The sequence below is a fragment of the Streptomyces olivochromogenes genome, assembly GCF_001514115.1.
GTDB lineage: Bacteria > Actinomycetota > Actinomycetes > Streptomycetales > Streptomycetaceae > Streptomyces > Streptomyces olivochromogenes.
Genome location: NZ_KQ948480.1, coordinates 61,165 through 86,568 on the forward strand (window position 1 = coordinate 61,165; position 25,404 = coordinate 86,568).

Below are 25,404 nucleotides of genomic sequence, written 5' to 3' on the forward strand. Positions count from 1 at the left end.
CCTGGCAGCACGCGGGGTTGAGTCCTGCTTGCATTGGCCGATACCGGATGCGGCTTCCTGACCTGACAGTGTGCCCCTGCACGCCCTCGCGGAAGACAACCTGGCCGCGGCGAGTCCGGATCTGCTGCGCGCGATGGTGAAGACGTGCGCCGACGCGCTCATGTCCGCGGAGGCAGATGCCCTCTGCAACGCCGAATACGGGCAGGTCAGCGACGAACGCGTCAACCACCGCAACGGCTACCGCCCGCGCGAGTGGGACACCCGCGCCGACACCGTCGAACTGGCCATCCCCAAGCCGCGCCAGGGCAGTTGCTTCCCGCACTGGCTGCTCGAACGCCGACGCCGGGCCGAACAGGCCCTCATCCCGGTGCTCGCCACCGCCTACCTGCTCGGCGTGAGCACGCGCCGGGTCGACAAGCCCGCCGCCTCTCCCGGCGTGACGCAGCTGTCGAAGTCCCAGGTCAGCGCGATGGCCCGGCACATGGACGAGCAGGTCACAGCCTTCCGCAACCGGCCCCTGGACCAAGGTCCTTACGCGTTCGTCCGGGTCGATGCGCTGACCCAGAAGATCCGCGAGGGCGGCCGGATCATCAACGTCCACGCCCTGATCGCGGTCGGCGTGAACACCGACGGGCACCGCGAGATCCTCGGCATCGACGTCGCCACCGCGAAGGACGGCGCCAGCCGGCTCGCCTTCCTGCGCTCCCTGATCGCCCGTGGCCCGAGCGGTGTCCAGCTGGTCATCTCCGACGCCCACGCCGGCCTCGTCGACGCCGTCGGCGCATTGCTGCCCGGCGCCTCCTGGCAGCAATGCCGCACCCACTACGCCCGCAACCTGCTCAGCCAGGTTCCAAAATCCGCCCAGCCCCGGGCGGCCGCACTGCTGCGACCATCTTCGAACAGCCCGACACCGACGCCGTCCAGGCCCAGATGCGACACGTCCTGGACACCCTGGAAGCCAAATTCCCCAAAGCCGCAGCCCACTTGGACGCCGCCCAGCACTACCTGCCGGCGTTCACCGCCTTCCCTCGCGAGACCTGGCGGCAGATCTGGTCGAACAATCCGCAGGAACGGCTGAACAAGGAGATCCGACCTCGCACCGACGCGGTCGGCATCTTCCCCGACCGCACCGCCGTCATCCGGCTGGTCGGCGCGGTGCTGGCCGAGCAGAACGACGAGTGGACCAAGGGCCGCCGCTACATGGGACTCGACCTGCTAGCCAAGGCCCGCCTCCACCCGATCGAGTCACAAACCGACGAGACCGCCCTGCCCACCGAACTCACCGCGTAGCCTGAAAATGAGATCACCCAGTAGCCGTCGATACACCTCTCCTGCGGACGTGGCCCTCGGCTGACGTCCGTTGAACGGCATGTCGGACGATGCGGCCGCTCTCGGGGGTCTTGTGTAGTTGTTCTTCGTGGACCGGCGCCGGGTATGGAAGGTGGGTTCGGTCGCAGGTTTCCTCTGTCTCGTGAGACATCTAAAGGTCTGGAGAACCCGGGTTCACCAGACGCCTCAAACTGTCTCGCCACCGCGTCGGGAACAGAGCTTCGATGCCGGGCTCCTCAAGACAGAGAGATCCGACGCAGGCACTTCGTGACATACAGCCCACAGCCCACCTCCAGCAGCCGAGGGAGTTCACATCCCGTCAGGGCTTGTTCACCCAGCCGCGGCCGTAGCCGCCCAGGGACGCCGCGGCCAGCCCGCTTGCCCCTCCCGAAAGGGAGACATGGGCGTCAACTCACATACCGCCCCTCACGAGTTGGCAATCCGTTCAACCGGCCGGACCCGGAACGGCTCGGTAACCTTCTCCGCCGCTCAGGGACTCGTACCGGATCTCGTCGAGTGTGCGTCGCCGGCCTCGACTGGATGTGGCGATCTCCGCAACCGATGCCCGCGCCGGGACGATTGGTTTCGGTTGCAGTTGTCAGGTGGCAGCGGGAGCGTGCTCCAGCTCGGAGACGGTTGTGGGCTCCTCGGTTCCCGCTTCGTGGCGTCGGGTGAGGTGGCGGTCCAGCAGAACGCTGCCCATGTGGGCGACCCCGAAGGCCGCGCCGATCCAGGCCGTACCCGCCAGCCCCAGTCCCGTGTTGATCACGAGGCCGGATGCCACGGGGGCGACGGCGATGCCGACGTTGAAGGCGGCGATGTTCACGGCGCCGCCGAGCGTCCTGGTCTCTCCGAGAATGGAGAAGACTCTGGCGTTGACTGCGGGCGTGACTCCGAAGTTGGCGGCGCCCAGGAGCACCACCAGCGCGACCGTGACCCAGGCGACATGTGCGGTCACTGCGAGTGCTGTCGCGGCGACGATGAAAGCGGCCATGCCCACCAGCAGGAGTGTGAAGGGGGCGCGGTCGGCCACGCGTCCTCCGATGGTCAGGCCGATGAACGCGCCGACGCCGTAGAGTCCGAGCACGAGGGGTACCAGGCCCGTGCTGAGGCCGGTGACGTCCTCCAACAGGGCTCCGAGATAGGAGAAGATCGCGAATTGGGCGGCCACGGTCAGTGCGGTGGTGGCGTAGGCGACCCAGAGCCGTGGCTGCATCAGCGAGCGCAGTTCCGTGGCCAGACGCGGCTGTGCCCTTGTCGTGTCCCGGCCGCCGGGCAGGGCGATGAGCAGTGCGATCGTGGACACAGCGGTCATCGCGGCTACGGCCCAGAAGGCGGCCTCCCAGCCGGCGTGCTGTGCGAGCAGGGTGCCGCCCGGGACACCGATGATCGTGGCCACGCTCAGTCCCGAGACGACCACTCCCATGGCCCGGCCCTGCTTGTCGGCGTCCACCAGCGAGATGGCCGCGACCGAGGCCATGGCCCAGAATCCGGCATACGCCATGGCCGACAGCACCCGCATGACCAGCAGGAATCCGAAGTGCGGGACGAGGGCGGCGCCGACGTGAGCGGCGATGAAGACGAGCTGGAAGCCGACCAGCGCGGCACGGCGCGGCATCTTCAGGGTGACCAGGCTCATCAGCGGTGCTCCGACGAGCATGCCGATGGCGAAGGCGGACACCAGCATTCCGGCGGAGGTGAGGGGGATGTCGAGGTCCTGGGCGATGGAGGGCATCACGCCGGAGAGCATGAATTCCGAGGTGCCCTGGGCGAAGATGCCCAGCCCAAGGACGTAGATCACAAAGGGCATGATTCATCTGCTTCGTGTGAGGAACGAGGGGTAACCGGGTGCTGCGCTCGGCCGTGCGCGGCCCTTTCTCAGAAAGGGCCCGTTGCCGGCGAGGGCCACCTGTGGAGGCGGCGTTGCCTCCCGGTTCGCGTCCAGCATCCCGCCCGGGACACGCGTGCGGACGCCTCGCGCGCGCCCTGCTGAACCTAGGTCTGGCTGGTCCACTCACCGGCCCGTCATGCCGCTGTAGTGGTATCACTGGATGCATGGATCAAAGCGACGAGCTCGGTGACTTCCTGCGCTCGCGGCGGGCCCGTCTGCGTCCCGAGGACGCGGGGGCGGCTTTCAGCGGCGGTGCGCGCCGGGTCCCGGGACTGCGCCGTGAAGAGGTCGCGCACCTGGCCGGGGTGAGCACGGACTACTACGCCCGTCTCGAACAGGGCCGCCACCCCCACGTCTCGGAGACGGTGCTGGAGGCGGTCGCCCGCGCCCTGCGCCTGGACGACACCGAACGCGGCTACCTCTTCGAACTCGCCCGACCCAAGTCCCCCAGCCCGGAACGGCGCCGTCCGGCCCCGCTACCGCGCGTGCGTCCGGCGATCCACCAGATGCTGGACGTCCTCAACGATGTCTCGCCGGCCCTGGTCCTCAACCACCGCAGCGACGTCCTGGCAGTCAACCATCTTGCCAAGGCGCTGATCACGGACTTCGACGCACTGCCGCACCGCGACCGCAACTTCGCCCGATTCGTACTGCTCCAGCCCGCCGCCCGTGACCTCTATCAGGACTGGGACCGGGTCGCGGAGGCGTTCGTCGCCAGTCTTCGTCTGGCTGCCGGACGCCATCCCGACGACCGCCTGCTGAACGAATTCGTCGAGGAACTGTCCACCAAGGTTCCCGAGTTCGACACCTGGTGGGCCGGCCACCGCGTGGACCAGTGCGCCCACGGCACCCGGCGCCTGGTTCACCCCGTGGTCGGCGAACTCACCCTCTCCTACGAGATTCTGGCCCTGCCCGCCGACCCTGACCTGAGTATCTGCCTCTACACCGCGGAACCCGGTTCGGCCTCTGCGGAGACGCTCAGCATGCTCGCCAGCTGGAGTGCCCCGACGGGCCTACGAGGGCGCAGCTCCTCCGAGGCACCCTCAAGTTGACTCCCCAAGGTCGTCCGTAATTTCCGCTTCCCTGTGACCTGCGGCAGCCGTCCTGCCGCTGCCGCGATGTGCTTTGCCCTCGTCTGCGCGGTCCCGGACGATGGCCGGCTCCTCTGCGGACTCCCAGGACTGCGCACGGAGTTAGGTGTTCTCTACATCGCGGCGAGGATTCTGCTCATGCGCCTGTTGCGGCGAGTGACAGTTCCCACAGGCGCTTGGCGGCGTCCGGGTCGAGCGCGTACGGGGCTACGCCGCCGGGGGCGGATCCCACGGCCTCGGCGGACAGCTTCTCCGCTTCGTTGTTGTCCTCGAAGTAGCGGCCACCGATGCCCTCCAGCTGGGGGGAGGCCGCGACGAGCACGCTGGTCGCGGCGCCTTGGGCGATGGTCTTGAACCGGAACGGTGCGCCCTGGATCGAGCCGAATTCTCCGGCAGCCTCGGCGGCGCGCAGCTGTGCGGCCTGGTCCGGATCCATGTAGCGCGACAGGTTCGTCGACATGATCACGCCGGGGTGGACGGCGTTGGCGGTGATCCCGTCGCTGGCCCAGCGGTTGCTCGCTTCGACCGCGAAGAGAACGTTGGCGGTCTTGGACTGCCCGTAGGCGAGCCACGGGTCGTAGGCGCGGTTGTCGAAATTGATGTCGTCGAACTCCACGGGCGAGGCGTGGTGGCCGCGGGAGCTCAGCGACACGATCCGCGCGTTGCCGGCGGCCGCGAGCGCGTCGTGCAGGCCGAGCGCGAGCGCGAAGTGGCCGAGATGGTTGGACGCGAACTGCAGCTCCCAGCCGTCCGGTGTGCGCTCGAGCGTGGGCAGCGCCATCACGCCGGCGTTGTTGACGAGGATGTGCAGGGGCCCGGCCCAGGCGTTCGTGAAGGCGGCGATCGACGCCTGGTCGGCGAGGTCGAGCCGGCCGACATGGACGGCGTCGTTTCCGGTGGCTTTGCGGATGTCGGTCGCGGTGCGCTCGCCGGCGTCCGTGTTGCGGACCGCGAGGGTGACCGAGGCACCGGCGTCCGCGAGGGCGCGGGCGGTCTCGGCGCCGAGACCCGAGGCGGCGCCGGTGACGACCGCGTGCTTGCCGGAAAGGTCGATGCCCTCGATGACCTCGGCGGCCGTCGACTCTTCTCCGAAGGGGGTGTGGATGCGCTGGGTGGTTGTCATGACCTCAAGTCCTAGTTACTGGTCGGTTGTTCTGCCCTCACCTGAACAGGTGCGGGAGGCGGTCCCGGCACACCTGGTGCAGGTGCGCCGGAAGACAGAGGGGTGGGCTCACGCCTGGTGCTCGAGTTCGAGGACGAGCTTGCCGGTGTTCTCGCCGGTGAACAGGCGCCTGAGCGTGGCCGGGAACGTCTCGATGTCGCCGTGCGCCGTGTCCTCGACGCTCGTCAGCTGACCGTCGGCGAGCCAGTGCGACATCTGCGCCATGGCCTCGGGATACCGGTCGGCGAAGGCGGGAGCGGCGACGCCTGCCATGGAGGCGCTCCGGTACAGCAGGGTCAGGTAGTTGCTCGGTCCCACAACCGCATCGGCTTTGTCGTACTGGGAGATCGCGCCGCTGATGACGACTCGCGCGCCGCGGGCGAGGCGGGTGAGTGCCTGGTTGAGGATGTCTCCGCCGACGTTGTCGAAGAACACGTCGACGTATCGGGGGGTGCGGTCGCGCAGCTGGTCGGGAAAGTCGTCCCGCTTGTAGTCGGTGGCGGCACTGAACCCGAGCCGGTCGACGAGCATGCGCGTCTTCTCGGGGCCGCCCGCGATCCCGATCACGTGCGCGCCCTTGATCCTCGCGATCTGACCGGCGGCGCTTCCCACGGCCCCGGCTGCTCCCGATACGAGCACCACGTCGCCCGCGGCGAGCCGGCCGACGTCGAGGAGCCCGAAGTAGGCGGTCATGCCGGTCATGCCCAGGACGCCGAGATACGCCGCGAGCGACCGGCCCTCCTCGGGGTGGACCTGGTAGACCCCGGTTCCGTCCGACAGCGCGAACTCCTGGACGCCGAACGTGCCGTGGACGAAGTCGCCCTCCGCGAAGCCGGGGTGGCGGGAGTCCATGACCTGTCCGATCGTGATCGCCCGCATGACCGCTCCGACGTCCACCGGAGTGACGTGCTCTGCTTTCATCCAGCCGCGCATGGCAGGGTCGATCGACAAGTGTGTGATCTTGACCAGGAACTCGCCGTCGCCGGGCGCGGGAATAGGTGTCCGGACGAGCTCGAAGTCGGAGTCTTCGAAGGGGCCGGCCGGGCGGGCTTTGAGGCGGAACTGGCGATTGGTGCCGGTCATCTCGGCTCACCTCGCCCGGCCGTGCGGGAAGTGGTCGGCGAACATCGGGAGGCCGCTTGCGGACTCGGCGCGGGTCGCCTCGTCCTCCCAGACGTCCCAGTGTTCGGCCAGTCTGCCGTTCTCGACACGCACCACGTCGGCCACGACGGAGGCGGTCTCGCCGGTGCCTGAGAACCGGCCGTAGAACATCACGTAGTCGCCCTCGGCGACCGCGAGTTGGTTGTCGTAGCGCAGGGCGGCGGGCAGGGCGCGAACGAGGTTGAACAGACCCTCCCGCCCCGGCGGGATGTGCCGGCTGTGCTGAAGGTAGTCCTCGGACCAGAACTCCTCCGCGGCCGCGTAGTCGCGCTTGCCGAAGAGTGTGTCGAAGGCCGTCAGAACGAGTTCTTTGTTCTGCTCAGGTGTGGACATGCCGTGCTCCAGAGGATGATTGTCATGTGTGCCTCGGGCGTCGTCACCTGTGCGGCTACGCACTCTTCGCGCTGACGTCGGCGAGGCGGCGCCACTGGGTGAGCGGCGGCGTCTCGCCTTCCTCGGCGGTGATGAGCTGCAGGGCCAGGTGGTCGGCGCCGGCGGTGTGGAACTCGGTCAGGCGGTCGCTGATCGCGTCGTCGGTTCCCCAGGTCACCAGGGAGGCGACCAAACGGTCGCTGCCGCCGCCGGTGAAGTCGTCAGCGGTGAAGCCGAGGCGTTCGAAGTTCGTGGTGTAGTTGGGCAGCCGGAGGTACAGCTCGAGGAAGTCGCGTGCGACGGCACGTGCCCGGACGGGGTCGTTTTCCAGGACCACGGTGACCACGGGAGCCAGGAGCGGTCCGTCGCCCAGGACCTCCCGGGCCTGCTTGATGTATTCGGGGGTGACCATCGCGGGGTGGGCGCCGACGGCCCGGTCGCGGGCGAGACGCAGCATCTTCGGTCCGAGCGCCGCCAGGATCCGGCGGTCGGCCGGGACGGGGGTGGCTGCGTTGTCGAGGGCGTCGAGGTAGCCGACCATCGTCGAGTAGGGCCGCTGGTAGTTCTGGGCCAGCTGGGCGTGGCTTGCGCCCAGGCCCAGGAGGAACCGGCCGGGGTGGGTTTCCTCCAGCTCGGCTCGCTGCCGGGCCACCGTGGCGGCGTCCTCGTGCCAGATGTTGAGGATGCCGGTGGCCAGGGCGATGCGTTCGGTGGACCCGGCGAGCGCGGCGGCGTGGTGCACGCTGCTGTTGCCCCCGAGCCAGATGACGCCGAAGCCGAGTTCTTCCAGCTCGGCTGCCGCGCGTCGCCGTTGCTCTTGAAGTGCCGGGTCTTCGGAGCGCAGTTCGTGGCTGAAGATTCCGAAGCGGCCCAGGGACTGCTGCGCTGACTGTCGCGGTGCGGTGCGAGGTGCGGAGTGCATCGTTTATTCCCTAACAGGATGAATGCGTTATTCGTGCTGCCGATCTGTGTGGGTGGACCTCCCCTGGCCCGGAGGGGTGTCATGCCGTTCACCGGGCCGGTCGAGCCGCCGCTGCCGCGGCTCGGCCGAGGACCTGGAATTCGGCCTCGCCTCTGGCGACCTGAATTCCTGGTCATCAGTCGGCTGTGTTTCTCTCATCCGGGCAGGTGGGGGAGTGGGTCTGGCCGGCCGAGAGACAAGGGGCGGAACAGTCGCTGATGCTGGGACCCGGACCAGGCGCTGGTGAAGGCGGCGATCAACGCCCTGCCGGAGAGATCGAGCGGGCCGACATGGACGGCGTCGTTCCCGGCCGCCTTGCGGATGCCGGTCGCGGAGTGCTCGCCGACGTCCGTGCTGCGGACCGCGAAGATGACCAAGGCGTCGGCGCTCGCGAGGGCACGGGCGGTTTCAGTGCGAGACCCGACGCGGCGCCGGTGACGACCGCCTGCTTGTCTGAGAGGTCGACGCCCTCGATGACCTCGGCGGCCGTCGACCCTTCTCCGAAGGGAGTCTGGATGAGCGTGGACGTCATGGCCTCGAGTCCTGGTCACTGATCGGCCGCCTGTTCCTCATCAGCCGTACGGTGCCTGGGAGGGGGCGGCCTCGTGTGTGTTCGTCGGTGTGGTCCAGCTGGCGAGCAGGCGGAGTGTTTCCGCGGAGGCGGAGCCGGGTTCGGTGGTGTAGAGCACGATGCTCTGGTCAGGATCGGCGGGTAGAGCCAGCGTTTCGTAGGAGAGGGTGAGTTCGCCGACCACGGGGTGAACGAGGCGTTGGGTGCCGTGGGCGCACTGGTCCACGCGGTGGCCGGCCCACCAGGTGGAGAACTCGGGAACCTTGATGGACAGCTCCCCGACGAGTTCGTTCAGCAGGCGGTCGTCGGGATGGCGTCCGGAGGCCAGGCGCAGACTGGCGACGAAGGTCTCCGCGACCCGGTCCCAGTCCTGGTACAGGTCACGGGCGGCGGGGTGGAGCAGTACGAATCGGGCGAGGTTGCGGTCTCGGTGCGGCAGTGCGTCGAAGTCCGTGATCAGCTGTCTGGCCAGGTGGTTGGCGCCCAGGACGTCACTGCGGTGGTTGATGACGACGGCCGGTGAGACGTCGTTCAGGACGTCCAGCATCTGGTGGATCGGCTGCCGCACGCGTGGTGCGCGGGCGGGACTGCTCCGGTGGCGTCCGGGTGTCCTGGGTCGGGCGAGTTCGAAGAGGTAGCCGCGTTCGGTGTCGTCCAGGCGCAGGGCGCGGGCGACCGCCTCCAGCACCGTCTCCGAGACGTGAGGGTGCCGGCCCTGTTCGAGGCGGGCGTAGTAGTCCGTACTCACCCCGGCCAGATGTGCGACTTCCTCGCGGCGCAGTCCGGGCACCCGGCGCGCGCCGCCGCTGAAAGCCGCCCCCGCGTCCTCGGGACGCAGACGGGCCCGCCGCGAGCGCAGGAAGTCCCCCAGTTCGCCGTTGTCGTTCATGCGGCCAGTGTGCTCCCCGTAGCGGCGTGACGGGCCGGTGAAGGTGGACCAGTCAGACCTAGGTTCAGATGGGCGCCCTTGGAGCGTTCACGCACACGCAAAGCAGGCCATGCTGGATGAAAAGCGACGACCTTCTCCCGTGAGGATGCCAGAGGAAGCCAGAAGGCCTCCCTGCACCGGGCAGGAGAAAGGAGCGGCTGTCCTGCACCGGCCCGCTGTCGCCTCGAAGACCGCGTTGCCGCAGGCCAGGCCCGAGCCAGTCCTCACACGGCCCCTTGGAACCCCATCACAGGACACCCCTCCGCCCCAGCCCTGGGGCGGGCCACCCGAAGGAGATCACCATGACCGAGTTCGCGCCTGTACCCGACTTCGCCCTGGGCCCGGACATCCCGGAGTCCGGGTATGTCGTGCAGGACCTGGGCGGTGGTGCCCACTTCGTCACCCAGGGGATGATCAACACGATGTTCGTGGAGACGAAGAACGGTGTCGTCCTCGTGGACGCCTCACCGTTCCTGGGGGACAAACTGCTGGAGGCGATCGAGTCGGTCACCCCCAAGCCGGTCACCCACCTGATCTACAGCCACGCGCACGCCGACCACATCGGGGCGGCTCACCTGCTGAAGCGGGACGGCCTGAAGATCATCTCCCATGAGATCACCGGCGAGTTCATCAAGGAGGTCAAGAACGACGACCGGCGTCCCCTGCCCACCGAGACCTTCAGCGGCCGGCGCAAGGAGATGGACATCGACGGGGTGCGGTTCGTCCTCGACTACACGGGAGACTGGCATCAGGCCGGCAACCTGTTCATCCACCTGCCGGAGCTGAAGCTCATGGGAGCCATGGACAGCTTCACTCCGAAGAGCGCGCCGTTCTTCCGCCTGTACTTCTCCGCGCATGTGCCCGCGTACTTCGACGCCATGGACCAGTTGCTGGAGTACGACTACGAGACCATCGTCACGGGCCATATGGCGCTGCCCGGTACGCCCGAGGACGTGGCGACGAACCGGGAGTACATCCGGGACCTGCGCGCCGCTGCTTCCGAAGCGCTGCGCACGGTCGACATGAAGGAAGCCTCGGCCGCCGCCAAGGTGCCGGCCGACAACAAGCAGGCGGAAATCAAGGTCTGGATGGATGCGGTCACCGCCCGCGCGGCCGAACTCATGCCGTCCTGGGAAAAGCGCCTGGGAGGAACCGACATCTTCCTCTCCGACAACCTCAACGCCACCGCGTGGAGCGCCTTCATCGACTAGGACGACGCCTACGAATGAGGGGCGAACCGCGGTGATTGCGTTCGGCGCAGTCGACTTCGAAGGAGGGTTGCCGCATGCTGCCGGCGACGAAGGTGGAGCAGTTGGCGCAGAGCATCGATCTGGTCGTGGACGCTGTGCGCGGTGCACCGGTCGATCAGTATCACAACCCGACGCCGTGTTCGGCGTGGACGGTGAAAGACCTCGTCAATCACATCGCGATGATGCTGCTGATGACGAGAGACGCGGGCACCCGCACGGCATCGGATCCGGGCCTGCTGACCGCGAGCCCGGTGCCACTCCTCGCCGGGCGGCCGGAGTCCGAGTGGGCGTTGCTCCTGGCCGGCGCGGCGGAACCGGCGGCCAGGGCCTGGTTCGAGCCGGCAGCGTGGGAGGGTGAGGCGGGCCTCGGCGGACCGCCCATGCCCGCGACCGCGCTCGGCGGGATCCTCATCGCCGAATTCACCGTCCACGCCTGGGACACGGCGGTGGCCACCGGACAACCGCTCGCCGTACCCGCGGCCTTGGCCGAAGCCACGTTCGCGACATACTCGCGTGAGGCACCCCGCATGCGCGGTCTCGGCCTTCTGGGTGACGAAGTACCCCAAGACGCAGACGCACCCGCGCTCGACCGCGCACTGGCCCTCACTGGCAGGAACCCCCGATGGACACCAGCGGCGCATTAGGGTGTGCCCGACGGTCCACCGGGGCCTTCATCGCCGGCGAACCTTCCTGCCTCGCGTACGGCTGGTGCATCGATCACGCGTTCCTGCGCACACTGCGCGTGCTGACCGCTCAACTTGGCGTCGAAGCAACCATCCGCGAAGAGGACGTCAACGTCATCGCCATCCTCAGCGGCCACCACAACGGACGGCGTGTGGTCTGCTTCCTGCGTCAACGTGGCCTCTTGAAGCCCCGGCCGGTGACCAATGCGGAACTGGTCCGTGCCCGGAAGCTTGTCGACTCTCTGTCTGGACCGTTCGCCGACGCGGTTCACATCTGGATCGACGTTCTCCTCGGCCAAGGCAGCCGATCCAACCCCGCTCTCGCCTCCGGGACGATCTACGTCTACGTCTGGAACGTGGCCCCGATCCTGACCGTCTTCGAGCGGGTCGGAATCAGCGCCAGCAGGCTGCGTCAGGACCCCATCTACGACGAAGCCCGGCACTCTGCCGACCCTGTCCATCTGATACGCATGTTCGGGCTGGCGACGTCGACGGCCATGAAGTACGTCATGGCGGCGCACCCCGACATGCAGGCCGATCCGATTCAACCCTGAGGAATGTGCGTCACCAGTTGGTACGGGCGAACGTGCCGATCCGAGTGCCGCCATGGTCTGACCGGCCGATACCCTGCGCCAGTGATGACCGCCGATGATCGCCACTTTCCAGATGCACTTGCCGCCGCGCTCGCTGTCCCCTTCAGCTACGACGCCGGTGACGGGGTTGATTTCGAGCCCTTCCCCCGCTTCCTGTCTGCTCACGAGACCACTGACTGGATTCACGCATGGACCGGAAACACGGAACTGACCGGTGACGATTTTCGGGTGTTCGGGCAGAACGGCTCCGGAGGATACGCAGCGTTCTGGCTTGTCCGCCGTAATGAGGATCTTGCCGAGCAGCCCATCGTCTTCCTCGGCTCCGAGGGTGAGACGGCCGTCGTCGCTCGAGACTTGGCCGACTTCCTGTGGCTGCTTGCGGGCGGCTACGGCCCCTTCGAAGCGATCCCCGCTTTCACTGACACATACGAGTCCGACTGGCGTCCGCGACCCATCCCGGAGCGTGCCGCCATCGCCGAACGCTTTGCCTCCCAAGGCCGACGCCCGCCTGCCGACGTGATCAAACTGGCCGCCCAGGAGTTCCCTGACTTCGAGAACACGATTGACCAGCTGTGTCGCTGAGTAACCGACCTGTAGCACAGTAAGAGCCAAGGGTATGCACGCACAGCCGTGCCCTGAGTTGCCGCCAACTTGAAGTCCCAGGTCAAAGGGTTGGTGTGATCGGCTCTCTGGGTACTCGTGCTAGTCGTGGGCGGGAGTCCGCGGAGAAGATCGTCTGTCAGCACGGTTGGGTCGAAGAGAAACGCGATGCAGCAGCGTCGGCGGATGTGCGAGCCTTCTTTTCCCAGACGCCGACCGAGAAACTCTGATGACCCGCGATGACGCCCTCAAGCAGCTCAGCCACATCGCGCGCGAGCGGGCATTCGGTAGGCACGTCGGGTCCGACCGGCTCATCCAGGCAGGGCTTGACGCACTCATTGCCGAGGTCGAGAGTCCTTCTCTCGCCATGTTGGCCGGCCTCCTCCGGAGCGAGGAACCCGAAGCGCCAGCGCTCTTCGACCAGGTACTGGAGGAGCTGGGACTGCTCTTCCATCCGCCCGCCGACCCTCGGGCCGCAAAGTGTGCGATGGCCCACTGGATCGCCGGTCAGATAGCCGTCGGAACCCTGGATCCCGCCACCGGCACCCACCTCATCTGGGCAGACATCGCCGTCGACCTCGGCTACCCCGAAGAGCTGCAGTCCCTCGTCTCATGCGCTCTCAACCTGGACGAATGGGAGGAGAACTGGGGAGTCTCCGTCGAGGAGCTCAACAGGGAAGCAATCGAGGCGGCGAAGCAGTTCCTGCGCAAGAGGCCGGCAGCAGAAGCGGGGAGTTGACCGTCCGGTTCTTGCCCGCTGCGGTTCGGTCGCCTCCTACGATTCTGTGCATGCTGGATCCCGAACTGCTGGAACGGATCACCGCGCGCCGTGCGGAACTGGACGAACTCGAAGAACAGTTGGCCAAGCATCTGGCAGAGGTGCGGGCCGAGGGGGACGAACTCGCTGTCGCCGAACGTGTCCTTGAGCGGGTTAGCGAGCAGCTCGCCGACGAACGCGCCCAGGCTGTGCCGACCTAGGCGAAGTGGACCGTGCCCGCGACGGTGTCCCGGTCGGTCAGGGCGAGCGTCGTCATCCCGCGCTCAACGGCGCGCTGCACGAGCGTGTGGGGGAGCGAAGCGCCGTAGCGGGCCGAGTAGCCGGAGGCGACGTGCAGATGAGTCCCCGGCCGCTGTGACTCGCAGCGATAGTTGGCCACTCGCAGCGTTAGTTGGCCACAAAGGCGCCCTGAACCCCGAGGCCCCTCCAGCCAGGCGAGGTCCGGATCGTAGATTGTGCCCATGATCGAGGAGACGTCGCACGAGCGGTTAGAGCGGTCCACACGACGGAGGCACGCTGCCCCAAAGAAGGCGAAAGGCGAGGGCGGACTACTGCGTTCGTCTGCGCTGATGGCGGTGGGAACGGTGGTCTCGCGTGCCACCGGACTGATACGGCAGGTGCTGCAGGCCGCCGCGCTGGGCACCGGGCTGTTGGCCACCACCTACAACCAGGCCAACACGGTGCCGACCAGTTTGTACTTCCTGCTGATCGGCGGCGCATTGAACTCTGTCCTGGTCCCCCAACTCGTACGGGCCCGCGCGGAAGACCTCGACGGCGGCGCCGCCTTTGAACAACGCCTGGTCACCCTGGTGCTGTGCGTCCTCGGCGCGGGGACCGCGCTGGCCACGTGGGCAGCCCCTGAGATCATCAGCGTCTACCAGCGCGACACACCCGCCACGCACGACGCGTTCGAGCTGACCGTGACCTTCGCCCGCTTCCTGCTTCCGCAGATCTTTCTCTACGGCGTGTTCAGCATCTTCGGCCAAGTCCTCAATGCCCGGAACCGGTTCGGCGCGATGATGTGGACCCCGGTCCTCAACAACCTCGTCCTGATCTCCATGTTCGGCCTCTACCTCGGCCTGATGACCGCCCCCGAACAGGTCTCGGACGTGACCGGCGCCCAGGTCAGACTGCTCGGGATCGGGACCACACTCGCTCTCGCCCTCCAGGCACTCGCCTTGATCCCCTACGCCCGCGCGGCCGGCTTCCGGTTCCGGCCGCGCTTCGACTGGCGCGGCACCGGACTGCGCAAGAGCGTGAACGCGGCCCGCTGGACCCTGCTGTTCGTGCTGGCCAACCTCGTGGCCAGCACAGTGGTCACCCGCCTGGCCTCCTCCGCCGACGCCGCTCTGCCTCGCGACGGCGTCGGCTACACCGCCTACAGCTACGCCCAGCAGATCTGGATGCTGCCCCAGTCGATCGTCACGGTCTCCCTCGTGACAGCCCTGCTCCCGCGCATGAGCCGGGCTGTGACGGAGCAGCGCGTCGACGACCTGCGCGCCGACCTGTCCCGCGCGCTGCGGATCAGCGGCGTCATCATCGTCCCTGCCGCCTTCTTCTTCCTCGCCTTCGGACCTCAGATCGCCCAGTTGCTGTTCGCCCACGGCGCCGCCGACACGGCAGCCACCGTCCCGCTGGGCCACATGCTGCAAGCCTTCGGCCTGGGACTGATCCCGTTCTCCGGCCAGTACCTCCTGCTGCGCGGCTTCTACGCCTTCGAAGACACCCGCACGCCGTTCCGGATGGCGGTGTGGATCAGCGGCATCAACATCGCTCTCGCCACAGCCTGCCACCTCCTGTTGCCCCCGCGCTGGGCGGTCACGGGGATGGCCGCCGCCTACGCCCTGTCCTACGCGATCGGCCTGCTGCTCACCGCCTTGCGCCTGCGGCGGCGCACGGAGGGGCTCCTCGACGGCCGGCGGATCTGTCGCACCTACACAAAACTGACCACAGCCGCCACCGTCGCCGGGGCTGCCGGGTGGCTCATCGCCCGCTCCTGCAGCCAGAGCATGACGTCGGTTTCTTTGGCGCCCGCCCTCTCGCTCGCTGCAGGCGGCATCGCGATGGTCCTGCTGTTCCTGCTCCTTGCGCGACTCCTGCGGATCGTGGAGCTGAGGAGCCTGCCGGGGCTGGGGTGATCCTGGCAGCCACAAAGGCGACGTCGAGGCCCCAGTGGCCCAACTATCTCTGAGGAAAATGACCAACTGTCTTTGAGTACAGCCCGGTCACCAGCGGTCTTGCCACCGCCTCTGGCCAGTAGCTGGTTGGCCGATCGGACCGGGAGTATGGCGGGTCGGCCGACGCGGTGTCGCGAAGGGCGCGTCTAGCGTCGTTCGGACCGGCCACCGTGATCCAGGGGGATGTTCGATGGAGCAACGAGGGACGACCGGAGCGCACGCCGACGCCGACGCCGAGGCCGTGGCCGGAGGGACCACGGAGTTCGAGCCGGACGTTGTTGACCTCCTCTTGGAGACACTGCGGCGAGCGGTCAGGAGCGAATTGCCGGACGCGGGGACGGACACCCTGCTGGGCGCGCTCGTGATGGGGGGACACGGAGGCAGGTGCGGCGATCGCCCCGGGGAGACGCTTCTCCGCCGAGGGGTCCCGGCACCTACACAGCCTCGCTACCGCCGCACGCACGCCCAGCCGCCTGCCTCGCTCGTACAAGCCGGAGGAAGTCCCGGACACCACACAGCGGTTGCTGCACACCATGACCTCGCCCGCTCTGGCCGTCGGCCGTTTCCTGGACGTGCTTGCCTGGAACCCGCTAGGCGGTGCCCTGCTGGGCGAGTTCACCCGACAGCCGCTGAGGGAGCGGAACCTGCTGGCTCTGTTCCTTCACCCTGAGGCCGACCGGACCTGCCCGAACCGGGCGGCCACCGTAGCCGAACTGATCGGGATGCTGCGTACGCAGGTCGCCGCTGATCCCGGCCACCCGCGCGCGGTCGAGCTGGTGGGTGAACTCGCCGTCCGCGGCGACGAGTTCGCAGCCGGGCAACTCCGGCCCCGCTCTCATGGTGTGCACCACCGTCGAAGGCAGTCCCGACGCCGAACGGCTCCAACGGCTCGCCGACCTGTTGGACACCCCTTGACCCACCACGGAATCCAATCCTGCGATCGCGGTACTGGCCGCCCTCGGCTGTGTCATCGTGCTGTTCCCCGGGGGCTGGGACGCCTCACCGCTCGGAGTCGAGACGACCGGGCCGATCATGAGTCTCATCCTGATCTTCCTCCTGGGCGTCGTGTTCGGCCTCGCCATGGAGTACGAGGTCTTTCTGATCTCCCGTCTCCGGGAGGCATACGTCCATTCACCCGTACTCGGATGAGTCCGCCGACTCGGCCAAGTCTCCGAGCCAGCGGCACCGTAGGCACGGAGACATCTGCCTGATCCACAGCCGCCCGTGCCGTCGGCACCGAAGCTGCCGGACCATCCGGTCCCGAAAGGGAGAATCGGACAGCAACTCACGTACCGCCCTCATAGAGCCGGACAACTCTCTGGAACACCTGACCTGCTGCTTCTCTGATTTGAGGCCCTCTGAGCTGGTACGCCGCAAGCTGGTCCGGACACACATCAATTGCTCTCGGACGCGGTATGAAGCAGCGACCGGGGAGGGCTTTCGGGGGCCTCCGCCATGCCGGTGGGCGAGCGAGAGCGTGTGCCCCACCCGGCGACCGGTAGGTGTGAGGGCTTACGGCTCGGCCCTGGTTGCGGCGTTGATCCATCACCGGTGGTGACGGTGACGAAGTCCGACTCCTGAATGGTCAAAGGGTGGCAGGGGCGGAGCGCGTGCCCTCTGGGCCCGCACCGGCCACCGTGACCGACCGTTGGCCAGCGGTGGAGCAGCAGGACCTCGGTCATTGGTCCGCCGGTGACACCTGGCTCAAGCACGAGAGCTGGGGGTGTAGCTGGGGCTCCCAGGGGTTGCACCGCCGCGACGCGGCCAAGGAAGTCCTGTTCCGGCTGATGCACCCCGAGAGCACCATCGGACGCCGTCGGGTTCGTCATCCTTCCTCACCGCTGGGTCGTCGAGGGGTCCCTGGCCTGGATCATGCACGTCCGCCGACACACACGCGACTACGAACGGCTCGTCCAGCACTCCGAATCGCTGGTCACCCGGGCCGCCATCACACTCATGACCAGGCGAATCACCCGCCGAAGCTCCCGCAGGAGCGAACAGTCGGCATCCCGCGAAGCCGACCGGGACTGATCATTCTCAAGGTCAGGGCCATCACCCTGGCTTTGACGCGGCCTGAATCGCCGCCTGAGCCGGCAAGGCTGCTCGGCGCTATCGGCTCTATCCGCGCTGTCGGCGATGCTCGATGCCTGCTCTGGGTGACGCAGCGAGCCGTTCGGCCGCAGAGCTCTGCCTGGTCGGTGTCGGCAGGCTCCCGGCCGACGCCGTCTGATGGCGTGCTCGCCTCGACTGCGGATTCTGCTGTGCGCCGAGGTTGCCCTGACGGTGACTGTGCTGATGCCGACCGGGCTTGCCTGCGTGGAGGGGTGGGCTCCTCCTGGCAGGAGGAGCCCACTTCGGGGGATGTGCCAGGGGTTATTCCGTGCGCAGGCCTTCCGGGCGCATCATCCGCAGCAGCGGCGGCAGGCTGAGCAGCGTGACCACGCCGACCACGGCCGCGCCCACGCCGGTCATGGTCAGGACGCTCGCCCAGTCCATGGCCACCGGTGTACGGGTCATCTTCAGCAGCGCCGAGCCGAGGGTGATACCCACCGTTGTGGCCAGTACGAGGCCGAGTCCGACCGGGAGGGCCGTCTGCCACAGTACCGACAGGGTCAGCGTGCGGCGCCGGGTGCCGAAGGCGACCAGTGCGGAGAGCAGCTTCCTGCGCTCGCGCAGCTGCTCCAGCTGGGAGACCAGCAGACTCGCGCCGATGAGTGCCAGCACGAAGGCGGAGCCGACGAACAGGCCGGTGCGGATGGAGGTGTACTTGACGTCCTCCTGGGTCGCCGACCAACTGTAGGTTTGTGCCAGGGGGTCGATGCGGGCGACGACGTTGCGTATGTACTCCCGTGAGTCCGGCACCGACGGGTCCAGACGCAGGTAGACACCGTCCGAGAACACCGCGGGCGCGGCCTTGGCGGGCAGGGCGGCGGGGGTGACCAGCAAACTGGTGTAGTCCTGCAGTGAGTCCTTGCGCGCGTTCACCTCCCGAATGTTTGCCGGAACGGTCCAGGGCACCTCGAGGCGGCGTTCGGCGCCGTCGTACGACGGGTCGATGTAGAGCTGCCGACCGGGCTTCACCAGGGCGATCTCGGATGCGTTGCTGGGGTCCGAGTAGCCGCTCCGCGTTCGCGTGACAAACACGTCACCGTCCTTGCAGGAGGGCAATGTGGCGAGTTCGCGCAGGGCGGCGCAGTTACCCACGGTCAGGCCGTTGCTGTTCTCCGGGTTGCGACGTGCGTCCCCGTACTGGGAGCGGGCCAGGGCCACCGCGGCCCGGACCCCCTTGGTGCCGGTGAATTCGCGCTCGATGCCGGGCAGCGGCTTGGGGCCGCTGAAGTCGACCTGCATCTGGACCCGGCTGGGGTCCTTGCCGGTGTTCTTGGTGTATTGGCTCTGCGTTCCCGTGAAGAGCATCTGCAGCGCGATGGCCCCGGCCACCGCCACGGCGATGCCGTTGACCATGCGGGCGGCAGTGCCGCTACTCAACTGCAGTCGTCGCACGGCCAGCTGCCAGGACAGCGGGCCCTTGCCGAGCCGGACGACGACCGCCTCCACGACCCAGGGCAGCAGGGCGGTGATGCCGATCAGCAACATCAGGACGCCGCCGATGACGAGGTACTGGTTGAAGTTTCCGTTCTTGTGGCCTTGGCCGATCATCGGGTAGAGCATCGCGAGGCCGGCCAGAGTCGGCAGCAGCCGCCACCACAGCCGGCGGCGGCTCTGCTTGGCAGCACGCACGACACCGAGGGGTTCGACGACCACGCCGCGCATCGCGAGCAGCGTGACCAGCACAGAGGCGACCGGCACCGCCACCGCGACCAGCGCGGCAAGCGCGGGAGTGGGGTCGAGGTAGCTGGGCCAGACGCTCACGCCCAGCAACTCGCCGGTGCCCAGCTTCTGGCGGCCGAGCAAGAAGAAGCCGGTGCCCACGGCCAGGCCGAGCAGGGCTCCGGCCAGCGCCTCGCCCGCTGCGATCCGCCGGGTCATCCCCCGGTCGGAGCCGACCAGGCGCAGCGCGGCCAGGCGGCGGTCGCGGCGTTCGCCGCCGAAGCGGACGGCAGCGGCGATGAACACGGCGACCGGCGTCAGCAGCACCACGAACACGACCAAGACCATGAGCAGCAGCACCGGGTCGCTCTTCTCGGGCGTCGCGTCCGGTTTGCCGAACTTGGCCAGCCGCGTCACCAGGGAGGAGTCCGTGAGCTTCAACCCCGAGGCGCCCGCGTAGTAAGCCAGTTCGTGCGAGCCGATCAGCCCGCTCTCGCCGATCGTGCCGGTGATCTTGTACGGCAGGCGCTCCCGCAGCAGTTTCGCGTCGTCCGAGTCCAGCAGGTCCTTGAGCGCGGGGGAGACCACCATCTCGCCCTTACCCGGGAAGCGGTCGACCCCCGGGGGCAGCGGCGCCCGCCTGCCCTCGGGTTCGACGAACCGGCCCTGGATGTCGTCGTCGTGCCAGGTGGTGTCGGCATCGGCGATCAGGAGAGTGTTGTCGGCCTTGGGCGGGACCGTCTGGGAGTACGTGTTGGCGTAGCGGGCGTCCTCCACCTTGCTGCGGGAGGTGAACACGTTGGGCATCGCGGTGCACAACAGGAGCAGGGCCACGCCGAGGCCGACGCCGACCGCTGTCAGCGTCATTCGGACCCAGCCCTCGCGGCCGCCGGTGACGGCGAACCGGGCTCCCATGGTCAGGTCTCTGGACCACTGGCGCGGACTCATATGGCGCGCTCCATGTCCCGGGACTTGCCGTCGCGTACGACGATCTCGCGGTCGGAGTAGGCGGCCACCCGTGTCTCGTGGGTGACGAGGACGACGGCGGCGTTGGTGGAGCGGGCCGCGTCGGTGAGCAGTTTCATCACGCGCTCGCCGTTGTAGGAGTCGAGCGCGCCGGTCGGTTCGTCGGCGAACAGCACCCGGGGGCTGGTGACCAGCGCGCGGGCCACGGCGACGCGCTGGCCCTGGCCGCCGGAGACCTCGCCGGGCCGCTTGCCCTTCAGGTCGTCGACCTCCAGGCGTTCCATCCAGCCGAGCGCCGCCCGCTCGGCTTCCTTGCGGGAGGTGCCGTTCAGCCTGAGCGGCAGGGCGACGTTCTCCACGCAGGTCAGTTCCGGAACGAGCTGCCCGAACTGGAACACGAAGCCGAACTCGGAGCGGCGTAAAGCGCTGCGCTGGGCGTCGCTCATCGTCGTCACCTCGCGCCCGTTGTAGGTGATCGACCCGGAGTCGGGCGGCAGGATGGCCGCGAGGCAGTGCAGCAGCGTCGATTTGCCGGAGCCTGAGGGGCCCATGACGGCGACGACCTCGCCGGGGTGGATGGAGAACTCGGCGCCGTCGAGGGCATGGGTGTGCCCATAGGTCTTGCGCAGGTCCTGCGCGGTGAGCAGGGAACCAGGGGGAGAAGTCGTCATCGGGCTACGGCCTCACGGAGTTTGTCGAGTCGGGCGGCGGTCAGCTCAAGCCAGCGCAGATCCGCTTCCAGGTGGAAGAGGGCGTGGTCGCAGATCAGCTGGTCCGCCAGATCGCCCTTGCGCTTGCGGTCGGTCAGGATGCGCATGCTGCGCAGGTGCTCGGAGCGTTGGGTGTCCAGGATGTCGGCGGCGTCCCGGTGGGTGAGCAGCGCGAGGACGACTTTGGTGTAGAGGGCTGACTGGAGGTACTCCTCCGGCTTCTGCGGGGTCGCGAGCCACTGCTCTACGTCGGTGATGCCGGCGTCGGTGATCGCGTAGCGCTTGCGCTCCGGGCCGCCGCCGGCCTCGATGCCGTCGACCTCGACGAGGCCGTTCTTCAGCAGCCGGGACATCGTCGAGTAGACCTGGCCGTAGTGCAGCGGCCGGTCGTGACCGAACTTCTCGTCAAAGGCCCGCTTCAGGTCGTAACCGTGTCGCGGGCCGGACTCCAGGATCCCCAAAAGGGTGTGACCGATGGACATGACCCGCACTCTACACGCGATGTATACGCGGCGTGTATACGCCGAGTGTGTAGTTCACGGCGAGGGTGTACGACAGTGCAGGTGAGGGAGCCGGGAATTCCGATCGTCACGGTTCGGAAACAGGCAGTCAGCTGCCTCGACTGTTCATGACCCGCTTCGAACAGCTGTAGGTCGACCGGCGAGGCGCCCGGCCGGCCGGGCGGAGAGGGGCGGTCCGAGCCTTGGCACCGTCACGGCTGTCTCCTCGGAGACCATGTCAAACCCGCCGACCAGGCCGCCCGCGACTCGGTGAGGTCGTCCGGGCTGTCGAAGGTGGGGTTGGGGCCCGGCCACGCTGTTCAGATGCGCTCGTGCGGGGAGACGTGGGATCTGGGTTCGTAGACGGTACCGTCGCGGAGCAGCGCGAACAGTATGTTGTTCACGTTGGTTCATGTCTCCCCCGGGCCCAGGGGCGGAGGAGCCGTCGGCAGGCTGTCCGCCGGACTCGTAGATCCGTCGCTCGCGGAGGTGCTCCTCAAGTAGGCGAGCACGTCGGCTGGTTCGGCGGCCCGGAGGACACGCCGTTCCTGGACGCCTCGAGCTGCTGCACAGCCGGACCAGCAGGGCGAGTTCCACACTGCCGGTGCTGCTGTGCGCGGTGTGGGTCGCCAGGGCCAGAGTGATGAGCCGCTCCGTGGGGGACAACCCGCGCGACGCGGCCAGTGGGGACGGGATGCAGGGCCCAGTGAGCCGCGCGGGCTCGGCCGCTGCGGCCGGACGTCTGGGCCTGCATGGCCGCATCGAGCAGGTGGGCCTCCATGGTCTTTCCCGCGGAGACCGCTGACGTCCGTGCCCGGATCATCTGCACCGGCGGTGCGGTCGCCACCGAGTACCTGTCTGAAGAACACTTCCGCAAAGCCCAGTTCGTCCAACGCAACCGCCTCCAGGCCGCGCTCGCGGACATCGTCGTCGCAGCCGAGGGCAAGCGTGCCGGCGAAACAGCTCACACCGTCCGCTTCGTCGGCGCCTACCGTCGTCCTGTCATCGGTTTCACCTGGCTAGGCGCCGGTGACCTGACTGCCCCTCATCGGGGAAGAGCCCACCGGTCAGCTGACCGACATCTTCTCCGCAGCCGGACGCCGCTCCTTTGACACGCTGTGCCGCAGCATCGCCCATGCCGTGCCACCTCCATCCACGCATGTGAGCAAGACCGACCGTCATCGGCCCCGCCCGGCAGACGAGGATGCGCAGGTGCCAGCCCGGGCGACGAGAACGCGCCAGGCATGGACCCTGCCGATGGGCCGGCGACCGGCTGCCAGTATGGGAACGACGATGAACGTCACTGGTTCAGCAAGAGAAGGGCCTTTCGGATGTCGCGCTCGATCGTCAGGCGTGCCGCGGAGTTGATGGATGCCATCCAGACCGGGCCGATTCGCACGCAATGGCACTGGTTGGGCTACAACTTCAATCCGAAGACGCCTGGGTTCGTGACGGTGGGAGGGCCGACGGTGATGGCGCTGGCGGCCGGTGATGCGGTGATGCCGGGCTTCGCTGCGGAGCAGCTCAAGCGACTGGAGTCGTTCGGCGGGGCCGAGAGGGACCTGGGCCACTATCAGCAGATTCTGGCTTGGTACTGCGAAGTGCTGGTCGTGGCGCACCTGGCCGCCTACGGCTGGCCGGCTCCGGTGGAGTTCGAGATGGAGCCGGTCGCCGGCGGGGCGAAGGCCAATCCCGAGGTCGTGGTCAGGCTCGATGGTGTCGGCGCGCTCGGTGTCGAGGTCAAGGCCGCTGACCTGCGTGCACACCGCGAGCAGCGGGCGTCGAACGGTTGGCAGCTGAACGCCCGCACCAAGGTGTCTGCAAAGTCTCTCGGCGAGGCCGTGACGCTCCCTCGCGACAACCCGGTCAAGGACTTCCTCATCAGTGCGGACAAGAAGTTCGCCGGCTTCAGGGCGACGGATCCAGATTTTCGGTCGCTTCTTGTCATCGTGTGGGACGACTTCGGCAACGAGCCTCTGACGGCGTTGACCTCTCCGGCTTCGGGACTGTTCACCCCCAACTCGTTCTATCGCGCTGATGGTGGCGCGGTTGAGTTTGCGAACGTGGACGCGGTCTTGTTGGTCAGGCATCAGCACCAGGTCGTGGAGGGTCTGGCGGGCCGGCCATTGGCCGATGACCGAGCACATCTTCTGGACTACGGCCGTCCCGGCAGCTTCCCTCCGCACGCGCTGGTGACGAACCCGGCGGGGCGCGTCTTGCCGGCCGAGTTCGCGGCGGCGTTGCATGCTGTCCCGGTGGAGGCGTTGCACGCTGCAGCGGAATACAACCCCGGCGAGATCGTGATGTGGGTCGACACCGCCGAGGGCACAGCAAGTTGACCCAGTGGCGCTCTGTGCACTGAACCGGTGCGCCACGTCGGGGATGCATCCAGCCGCGGTGCGTCATCATCACGCGACAGCGAATGGACCGCGAGCAGGCTCCGGGCCGGGCGGCACGCCGCACAGGGGCAGTGTTCGTGGAGCGCTGCTGGGTGCCGAGCGTGCGTATCCGCCCCTTGCCGGGGCGGACCGCCGCAATCGTGCGGGGCTCCGCTGCAACAGAGCAGTGCCAACCCCGCTTGCCGCTGACGCAAACGCAACGCGCGACGAGTCATGAGCTTGAACAGAGCGACTTGGCAGGGAAGACCATCGCGTGCCGGGTGGTACCGCCACCACCTTCACCACGAGGTCGCCCCCGACGGGCGTGTAGGCCTCACGAACCTTCGCGGACGCGCCCGGACTGGGGGCCTGACCGCGGACACCATGGTCCATGACAAGCTGTGCTTCCCACTACCCGAACCCGGAGGTCACCATGACTGCAGAGCCCTCGCCGCAAGAAGGTTCGGAGCCGGCCGACATCGAGGAGCCCGCGCCGGCATCCGACGATGACGGGCAGGATGACTTGAAACGCAAGTTCCGGGAGGCCCTGGCGCGCAAGCGGGGCATGCAGGCGGACGCGGCCGCCCTCGCTGCGAACACCGACGCGTCGAAGATCCGCGGGGCGCACGGCCCGGCTGCGAGTCAGCGGTCGTTTCGGCGCAAGAGCGGCGGCTGAGTCCAAACGGCCGCCGGAGGGGACTCGCGGGACACGGACCGGCCGCCGTGCCGGCCCGCCCAGCTCCACCCTGGGTCGCCCGCTCACGACCCATCGGGTGAGGCCTTGCCGCGCAGGTGTGGCAAAGGCCGTAGCCAGGAATCGCTACGGCACCGGCAGTGCGGCCCGCATTGAAGCTCCTGATCGGCCGTCATCTGCTCGGTGGCGGCCATCCGGTACTGCGTCAGCACGGCCAGCGTCAGCCGGTCTCCGCTGCCCGCGTCCACGCCGATCATCACGGTCCGCCCGCTTCCCGTCCGGTGCGGCGCTGTCCTGCCCGGCGCCGCGCGTAGCGGCCACAGCAGCAGTCGGCCCCGACCAGACCACCGACCACGAAGGCCCGACCACGGTCACGAAGCGACAACGCCTCCGTGGACCAGGCCCAAATCCCCTCCGACAACCCAGCCGACAACTGCCCGCGCCCTCTGCCGCACCTTCCTGTGAACCCGCAGGTCACCATGTCGGTCAGGCCGTGGTCGTGAGACCGACATCCCCTCTACGCCCCCGGACCACGTCCCACAGCAGGAAGAACAAGGAAGTGGGTGGGTGGACAGGTCCCGGGCGGCGGGCGAGGGGATCGGGCGCCCACCGGTGCTCCTCGCGCGCCGGCCGGGGCCGTCGCGCTGCGCCGCAGTCAGAGCGGCGGCGTCGCGTGCGTGGGGGACGTCGGTGGGGGAGAGGTCGGGGCGGGCGCGGTGCCAGCGTGTGGGGTGGCGCCATCGGCCGGAGGCGTCGCGGGCGATGTCGACGTCGCCTTCCACCACTAGATGATCAATTCCAAGGGATGCCTGCGGAGGGTGTGGGGTGGGCGGCGGCC

The 25,404-nt window shown here is 68.1% G+C and carries 22 protein-coding genes and 5 pseudogenes; 15 read left to right on the forward strand and 12 right to left on the reverse strand.

The annotated features are described in order from the left end of the window. Nucleotides 1–70 precede the first annotated feature (70 nt). A pseudogene (locus tag AQJ27_RS45535) lies at nucleotides 71–1,290 on the forward strand (IS256 family transposase). Nucleotides 1,291–1,927: 637 nt separating this feature from the next. On the opposite strand, the gene AQJ27_RS45540 reads toward AQJ27_RS45535, so the two are convergent. Beyond that, a complete protein-coding gene (locus AQJ27_RS45540) occupies nucleotides 1,928–3,139 on the reverse strand; it encodes a Cmx/CmrA family chloramphenicol efflux MFS transporter (protein WP_067383268.1) in 1,212 nt (403 codons plus the stop codon). A 245-nt stretch (nucleotides 3,140–3,384) separates the two neighbouring features. Here AQJ27_RS45540 and AQJ27_RS45545 point away from each other — a divergent pair, with 245 nt between their 5' ends. Then, nucleotides 3,385–4,272, forward strand: a complete 888-nt coding sequence (locus AQJ27_RS45545; protein ID WP_067383270.1) for a helix-turn-helix transcriptional regulator — start codon at nucleotides 3,385–3,387, stop codon at nucleotides 4,270–4,272. A 175-nt stretch (nucleotides 4,273–4,447) separates the two neighbouring features. Here AQJ27_RS45545 and AQJ27_RS45550 read toward each other — a convergent pair whose 3' ends face one another. From AQJ27_RS45550 to AQJ27_RS45575, 6 genes are all read right to left on the reverse strand, one after another. Beyond that, nucleotides 4,448–5,434: an SDR family NAD(P)-dependent oxidoreductase gene (locus AQJ27_RS45550; RefSeq protein WP_067383274.1), complete on the reverse strand. Its 987-nt coding sequence runs from the start codon at nucleotides 5,432–5,434 to the stop codon at nucleotides 4,448–4,450. A gap of 108 nt (nucleotides 5,435–5,542) precedes the next feature. Continuing rightward, on the reverse strand, nucleotides 5,543–6,556 hold the full coding sequence (locus AQJ27_RS45555; protein ID WP_067383277.1) for an NADP-dependent oxidoreductase: 1,014 nt from the start codon (nucleotides 6,554–6,556) through the stop codon (nucleotides 5,543–5,545). Nucleotides 6,557–6,562: 6 nt separating this feature from the next. Further along, a complete protein-coding gene (locus AQJ27_RS45560; protein WP_067383279.1) occupies nucleotides 6,563–6,967 on the reverse strand; it encodes a nuclear transport factor 2 family protein in 405 nt (134 codons plus the stop codon). A gap of 55 nt (nucleotides 6,968–7,022) precedes the next feature. After that, complete coding sequence (locus tag AQJ27_RS45565; RefSeq protein ID WP_067383282.1) at nucleotides 7,023–7,928, reverse strand: LLM class F420-dependent oxidoreductase; 906 nt, start codon at nucleotides 7,926–7,928, stop codon at nucleotides 7,023–7,025. A 194-nt stretch (nucleotides 7,929–8,122) separates the two neighbouring features. Further along, the gene (locus AQJ27_RS56945) at nucleotides 8,123–8,344 is read right to left on the reverse strand and encodes a hypothetical protein (protein WP_067383285.1); all 222 of its coding nucleotides are present in this window, start codon (nucleotides 8,342–8,344) and stop codon (nucleotides 8,123–8,125) included. Between the two features lie 195 nt (nucleotides 8,345–8,539). Further along, the gene (locus AQJ27_RS45575) at nucleotides 8,540–9,427 is read right to left on the reverse strand and encodes a helix-turn-helix transcriptional regulator (protein WP_067383289.1); all 888 of its coding nucleotides are present in this window, start codon (nucleotides 9,425–9,427) and stop codon (nucleotides 8,540–8,542) included. A gap of 341 nt (nucleotides 9,428–9,768) precedes the next feature. Between AQJ27_RS45575 and AQJ27_RS45580 the strand changes: the two genes are divergently transcribed. From AQJ27_RS45580 to AQJ27_RS45605, 6 genes are all read left to right on the forward strand, one after another. Further along, the gene (locus AQJ27_RS45580; RefSeq protein ID WP_067383292.1) at nucleotides 9,769–10,677 is read left to right on the forward strand and encodes an MBL fold metallo-hydrolase; all 909 of its coding nucleotides are present in this window, start codon (nucleotides 9,769–9,771) and stop codon (nucleotides 10,675–10,677) included. A gap of 74 nt (nucleotides 10,678–10,751) precedes the next feature. After that, nucleotides 10,752–11,360, forward strand: coding sequence for a TIGR03086 family metal-binding protein (locus AQJ27_RS45585; protein ID WP_067383294.1), 609 nt, complete (start codon nucleotides 10,752–10,754; stop codon nucleotides 11,358–11,360). Then, complete coding sequence (locus AQJ27_RS59575; RefSeq protein WP_235613906.1) at nucleotides 11,339–11,953, forward strand: hypothetical protein; 615 nt, start codon at nucleotides 11,339–11,341, stop codon at nucleotides 11,951–11,953. The genes AQJ27_RS45585 and AQJ27_RS59575 overlap by 22 nt, the downstream gene beginning before the upstream one ends. Before the next feature lie 84 nt (nucleotides 11,954–12,037). Further along, a complete protein-coding gene (locus tag AQJ27_RS45595) occupies nucleotides 12,038–12,574 on the forward strand; it encodes a hypothetical protein (RefSeq protein WP_067383365.1) in 537 nt (178 codons plus the stop codon). A gap of 247 nt (nucleotides 12,575–12,821) precedes the next feature. Beyond that, entirely contained in the window at nucleotides 12,822–13,331 is a 510-nt protein-coding gene (locus AQJ27_RS45600; protein WP_067383296.1) for a hypothetical protein, read from the forward strand. Between the two features lie 50 nt (nucleotides 13,332–13,381). Further along, nucleotides 13,382–13,570: a hypothetical protein gene (locus tag AQJ27_RS45605; RefSeq protein WP_067383298.1), complete on the forward strand. Its 189-nt coding sequence runs from the start codon at nucleotides 13,382–13,384 to the stop codon at nucleotides 13,568–13,570. On the opposite strand, the pseudogene AQJ27_RS45610 reads toward AQJ27_RS45605, so the two are convergent. After that, nucleotides 13,570–13,749: pseudogene (locus tag AQJ27_RS45610) on the reverse strand (PHP domain-containing protein); the annotation flags it as partial. The gene AQJ27_RS45605 and the pseudogene AQJ27_RS45610 overlap by 1 nt on opposite strands. A gap of 190 nt (nucleotides 13,750–13,939) precedes the next feature. Here AQJ27_RS45610 and murJ point away from each other — a divergent pair. From murJ to AQJ27_RS53705, 4 genes and pseudogenes are all read left to right on the forward strand, one after another. Further along, nucleotides 13,940–15,508: a murein biosynthesis integral membrane protein MurJ gene (gene murJ / locus AQJ27_RS45615; RefSeq protein WP_235613905.1), complete on the forward strand. Its 1,569-nt coding sequence runs from the start codon at nucleotides 13,940–13,942 to the stop codon at nucleotides 15,506–15,508. A 572-nt stretch (nucleotides 15,509–16,080) separates the two neighbouring features. Further along, nucleotides 16,081–16,374, forward strand: a pseudogene (locus tag AQJ27_RS61050) (MmyB family transcriptional regulator); the annotation flags it as partial. A gap of 112 nt (nucleotides 16,375–16,486) precedes the next feature. Next, nucleotides 16,487–16,678: pseudogene (locus tag AQJ27_RS53700) on the forward strand (hypothetical protein); the annotation flags it as partial. Nucleotides 16,679–17,356: 678 nt separating this feature from the next. Then, nucleotides 17,357–17,524: pseudogene (locus AQJ27_RS53705) on the forward strand (IS5-like element IS4811 family transposase); the annotation flags it as partial. A gap of 396 nt (nucleotides 17,525–17,920) precedes the next feature. On the opposite strand, the gene AQJ27_RS45630 reads toward AQJ27_RS53705, so the two are convergent. The 3 genes from AQJ27_RS45630 to AQJ27_RS45640 are packed head-to-tail and all read right to left on the reverse strand — an operon-like array spanning nucleotide 17,921 to nucleotide 21,476. After that, on the reverse strand, nucleotides 17,921–20,266 hold the full coding sequence (locus tag AQJ27_RS45630) for an ABC transporter permease (protein WP_067383312.1): 2,346 nt from the start codon (nucleotides 20,264–20,266) through the stop codon (nucleotides 17,921–17,923). Continuing rightward, nucleotides 20,263–20,955 (reverse strand): ABC transporter ATP-binding protein, encoded by a 693-nt coding sequence (locus AQJ27_RS45635; RefSeq protein WP_067383315.1) that lies wholly within the window; start codon nucleotides 20,953–20,955, stop codon nucleotides 20,263–20,265. Before AQJ27_RS45635 ends, AQJ27_RS45630 begins: the two co-directional genes overlap by 4 nt. After that, nucleotides 20,952–21,476, reverse strand: coding sequence for a PadR family transcriptional regulator (locus AQJ27_RS45640; RefSeq protein ID WP_067383318.1), 525 nt, complete (start codon nucleotides 21,474–21,476; stop codon nucleotides 20,952–20,954). The genes AQJ27_RS45635 and AQJ27_RS45640 overlap by 4 nt, the downstream gene beginning before the upstream one ends. A gap of 797 nt (nucleotides 21,477–22,273) precedes the next feature. Here AQJ27_RS45640 and AQJ27_RS45645 point away from each other — a divergent pair. The 3 genes from AQJ27_RS45645 to AQJ27_RS45655 all read left to right on the forward strand — a co-directional run bounded on the left by AQJ27_RS45645 (nucleotide 22,274) and on the right by AQJ27_RS45655 (nucleotide 24,548). After that, complete coding sequence (locus AQJ27_RS45645) at nucleotides 22,274–22,606, forward strand: DNA-processing protein DprA (protein WP_067383321.1); 333 nt, start codon at nucleotides 22,274–22,276, stop codon at nucleotides 22,604–22,606. A 132-nt stretch (nucleotides 22,607–22,738) separates the two neighbouring features. Continuing rightward, nucleotides 22,739–23,833, forward strand: a complete 1,095-nt coding sequence (locus AQJ27_RS45650) for a hypothetical protein (RefSeq protein WP_159064585.1) — start codon at nucleotides 22,739–22,741, stop codon at nucleotides 23,831–23,833. Between the two features lie 472 nt (nucleotides 23,834–24,305). After that, nucleotides 24,306–24,548 (forward strand): DUF5302 domain-containing protein, encoded by a 243-nt coding sequence (locus AQJ27_RS45655; protein WP_067383327.1) that lies wholly within the window; start codon nucleotides 24,306–24,308, stop codon nucleotides 24,546–24,548. A gap of 83 nt (nucleotides 24,549–24,631) precedes the next feature. Here the strand turns inward: AQJ27_RS45655 and AQJ27_RS45660 are convergent, their stop codons facing one another. Next, nucleotides 24,632–24,826, reverse strand: coding sequence for a hypothetical protein (locus tag AQJ27_RS45660; protein WP_067383331.1), 195 nt, complete (start codon nucleotides 24,824–24,826; stop codon nucleotides 24,632–24,634). Nucleotides 24,827–25,404 lie beyond the last annotated feature (578 nt).

What these genes read in the sequence shown, in the direction of transcription:
- AQJ27_RS45595 (WP_067383365.1), top strand. Translation starts at nt 12,038, where the DNA reads ATGACCGCCGATGATCGCCACTTTCCAGATGCACTTGCCGCCGCGCTC.
- AQJ27_RS45655 (WP_067383327.1), top strand. Translation starts at nt 24,306, where the DNA reads ATGACTGCAGAGCCCTCGCCGCAAGAAGGTTCGGAGCCGGCCGACATC.
- AQJ27_RS45540 (WP_067383268.1), bottom strand. Translation starts at nt 3,139, where the DNA reads ATGCCCTTTGTGATCTACGTCCTTGGGCTGGGCATCTTCGCCCAGGGC.
- AQJ27_RS45600 (WP_067383296.1), top strand. Translation starts at nt 12,822, where the DNA reads ATGACCCGCGATGACGCCCTCAAGCAGCTCAGCCACATCGCGCGCGAG.
- AQJ27_RS45650 (WP_159064585.1), top strand. Translation starts at nt 22,739, where the DNA reads ATGGACCCTGCCGATGGGCCGGCGACCGGCTGCCAGTATGGGAACGAC.
- AQJ27_RS45580 (WP_067383292.1), top strand. Translation starts at nt 9,769, where the DNA reads ATGACCGAGTTCGCGCCTGTACCCGACTTCGCCCTGGGCCCGGACATC.
- AQJ27_RS45585 (WP_067383294.1), top strand. Translation starts at nt 10,752, where the DNA reads ATGCTGCCGGCGACGAAGGTGGAGCAGTTGGCGCAGAGCATCGATCTG.
- AQJ27_RS45545 (WP_067383270.1), top strand. Translation starts at nt 3,385, where the DNA reads ATGGATCAAAGCGACGAGCTCGGTGACTTCCTGCGCTCGCGGCGGGCC.
- AQJ27_RS45635 (WP_067383315.1), bottom strand. Translation starts at nt 20,955, where the DNA reads ATGACGACTTCTCCCCCTGGTTCCCTGCTCACCGCGCAGGACCTGCGC.
- AQJ27_RS45555 (WP_067383277.1), bottom strand. Translation starts at nt 6,556, where the DNA reads ATGACCGGCACCAATCGCCAGTTCCGCCTCAAAGCCCGCCCGGCCGGC.
- AQJ27_RS45630 (WP_067383312.1), bottom strand. Translation starts at nt 20,266, where the DNA reads ATGAGTCCGCGCCAGTGGTCCAGAGACCTGACCATGGGAGCCCGGTTC.
- AQJ27_RS45645 (WP_067383321.1), top strand. Translation starts at nt 22,274, where the DNA reads ATGGTCTTTCCCGCGGAGACCGCTGACGTCCGTGCCCGGATCATCTGC.
- murJ (WP_235613905.1), top strand. Translation starts at nt 13,940, where the DNA reads ATGGCGGTGGGAACGGTGGTCTCGCGTGCCACCGGACTGATACGGCAG.
- AQJ27_RS45560 (WP_067383279.1), bottom strand. Translation starts at nt 6,967, where the DNA reads ATGTCCACACCTGAGCAGAACAAAGAACTCGTTCTGACGGCCTTCGAC.
- AQJ27_RS59575 (WP_235613906.1), top strand. Translation starts at nt 11,339, where the DNA reads ATGGACACCAGCGGCGCATTAGGGTGTGCCCGACGGTCCACCGGGGCC.
- AQJ27_RS45565 (WP_067383282.1), bottom strand. Translation starts at nt 7,928, where the DNA reads ATGCACTCCGCACCTCGCACCGCACCGCGACAGTCAGCGCAGCAGTCC.
- AQJ27_RS45575 (WP_067383289.1), bottom strand. Translation starts at nt 9,427, where the DNA reads ATGAACGACAACGGCGAACTGGGGGACTTCCTGCGCTCGCGGCGGGCC.
- AQJ27_RS45640 (WP_067383318.1), bottom strand. Translation starts at nt 21,476, where the DNA reads ATGTCCATCGGTCACACCCTTTTGGGGATCCTGGAGTCCGGCCCGCGA.
- AQJ27_RS45605 (WP_067383298.1), top strand. Translation starts at nt 13,382, where the DNA reads ATGCTGGATCCCGAACTGCTGGAACGGATCACCGCGCGCCGTGCGGAA.
- AQJ27_RS45550 (WP_067383274.1), bottom strand. Translation starts at nt 5,434, where the DNA reads ATGACAACCACCCAGCGCATCCACACCCCCTTCGGAGAAGAGTCGACG.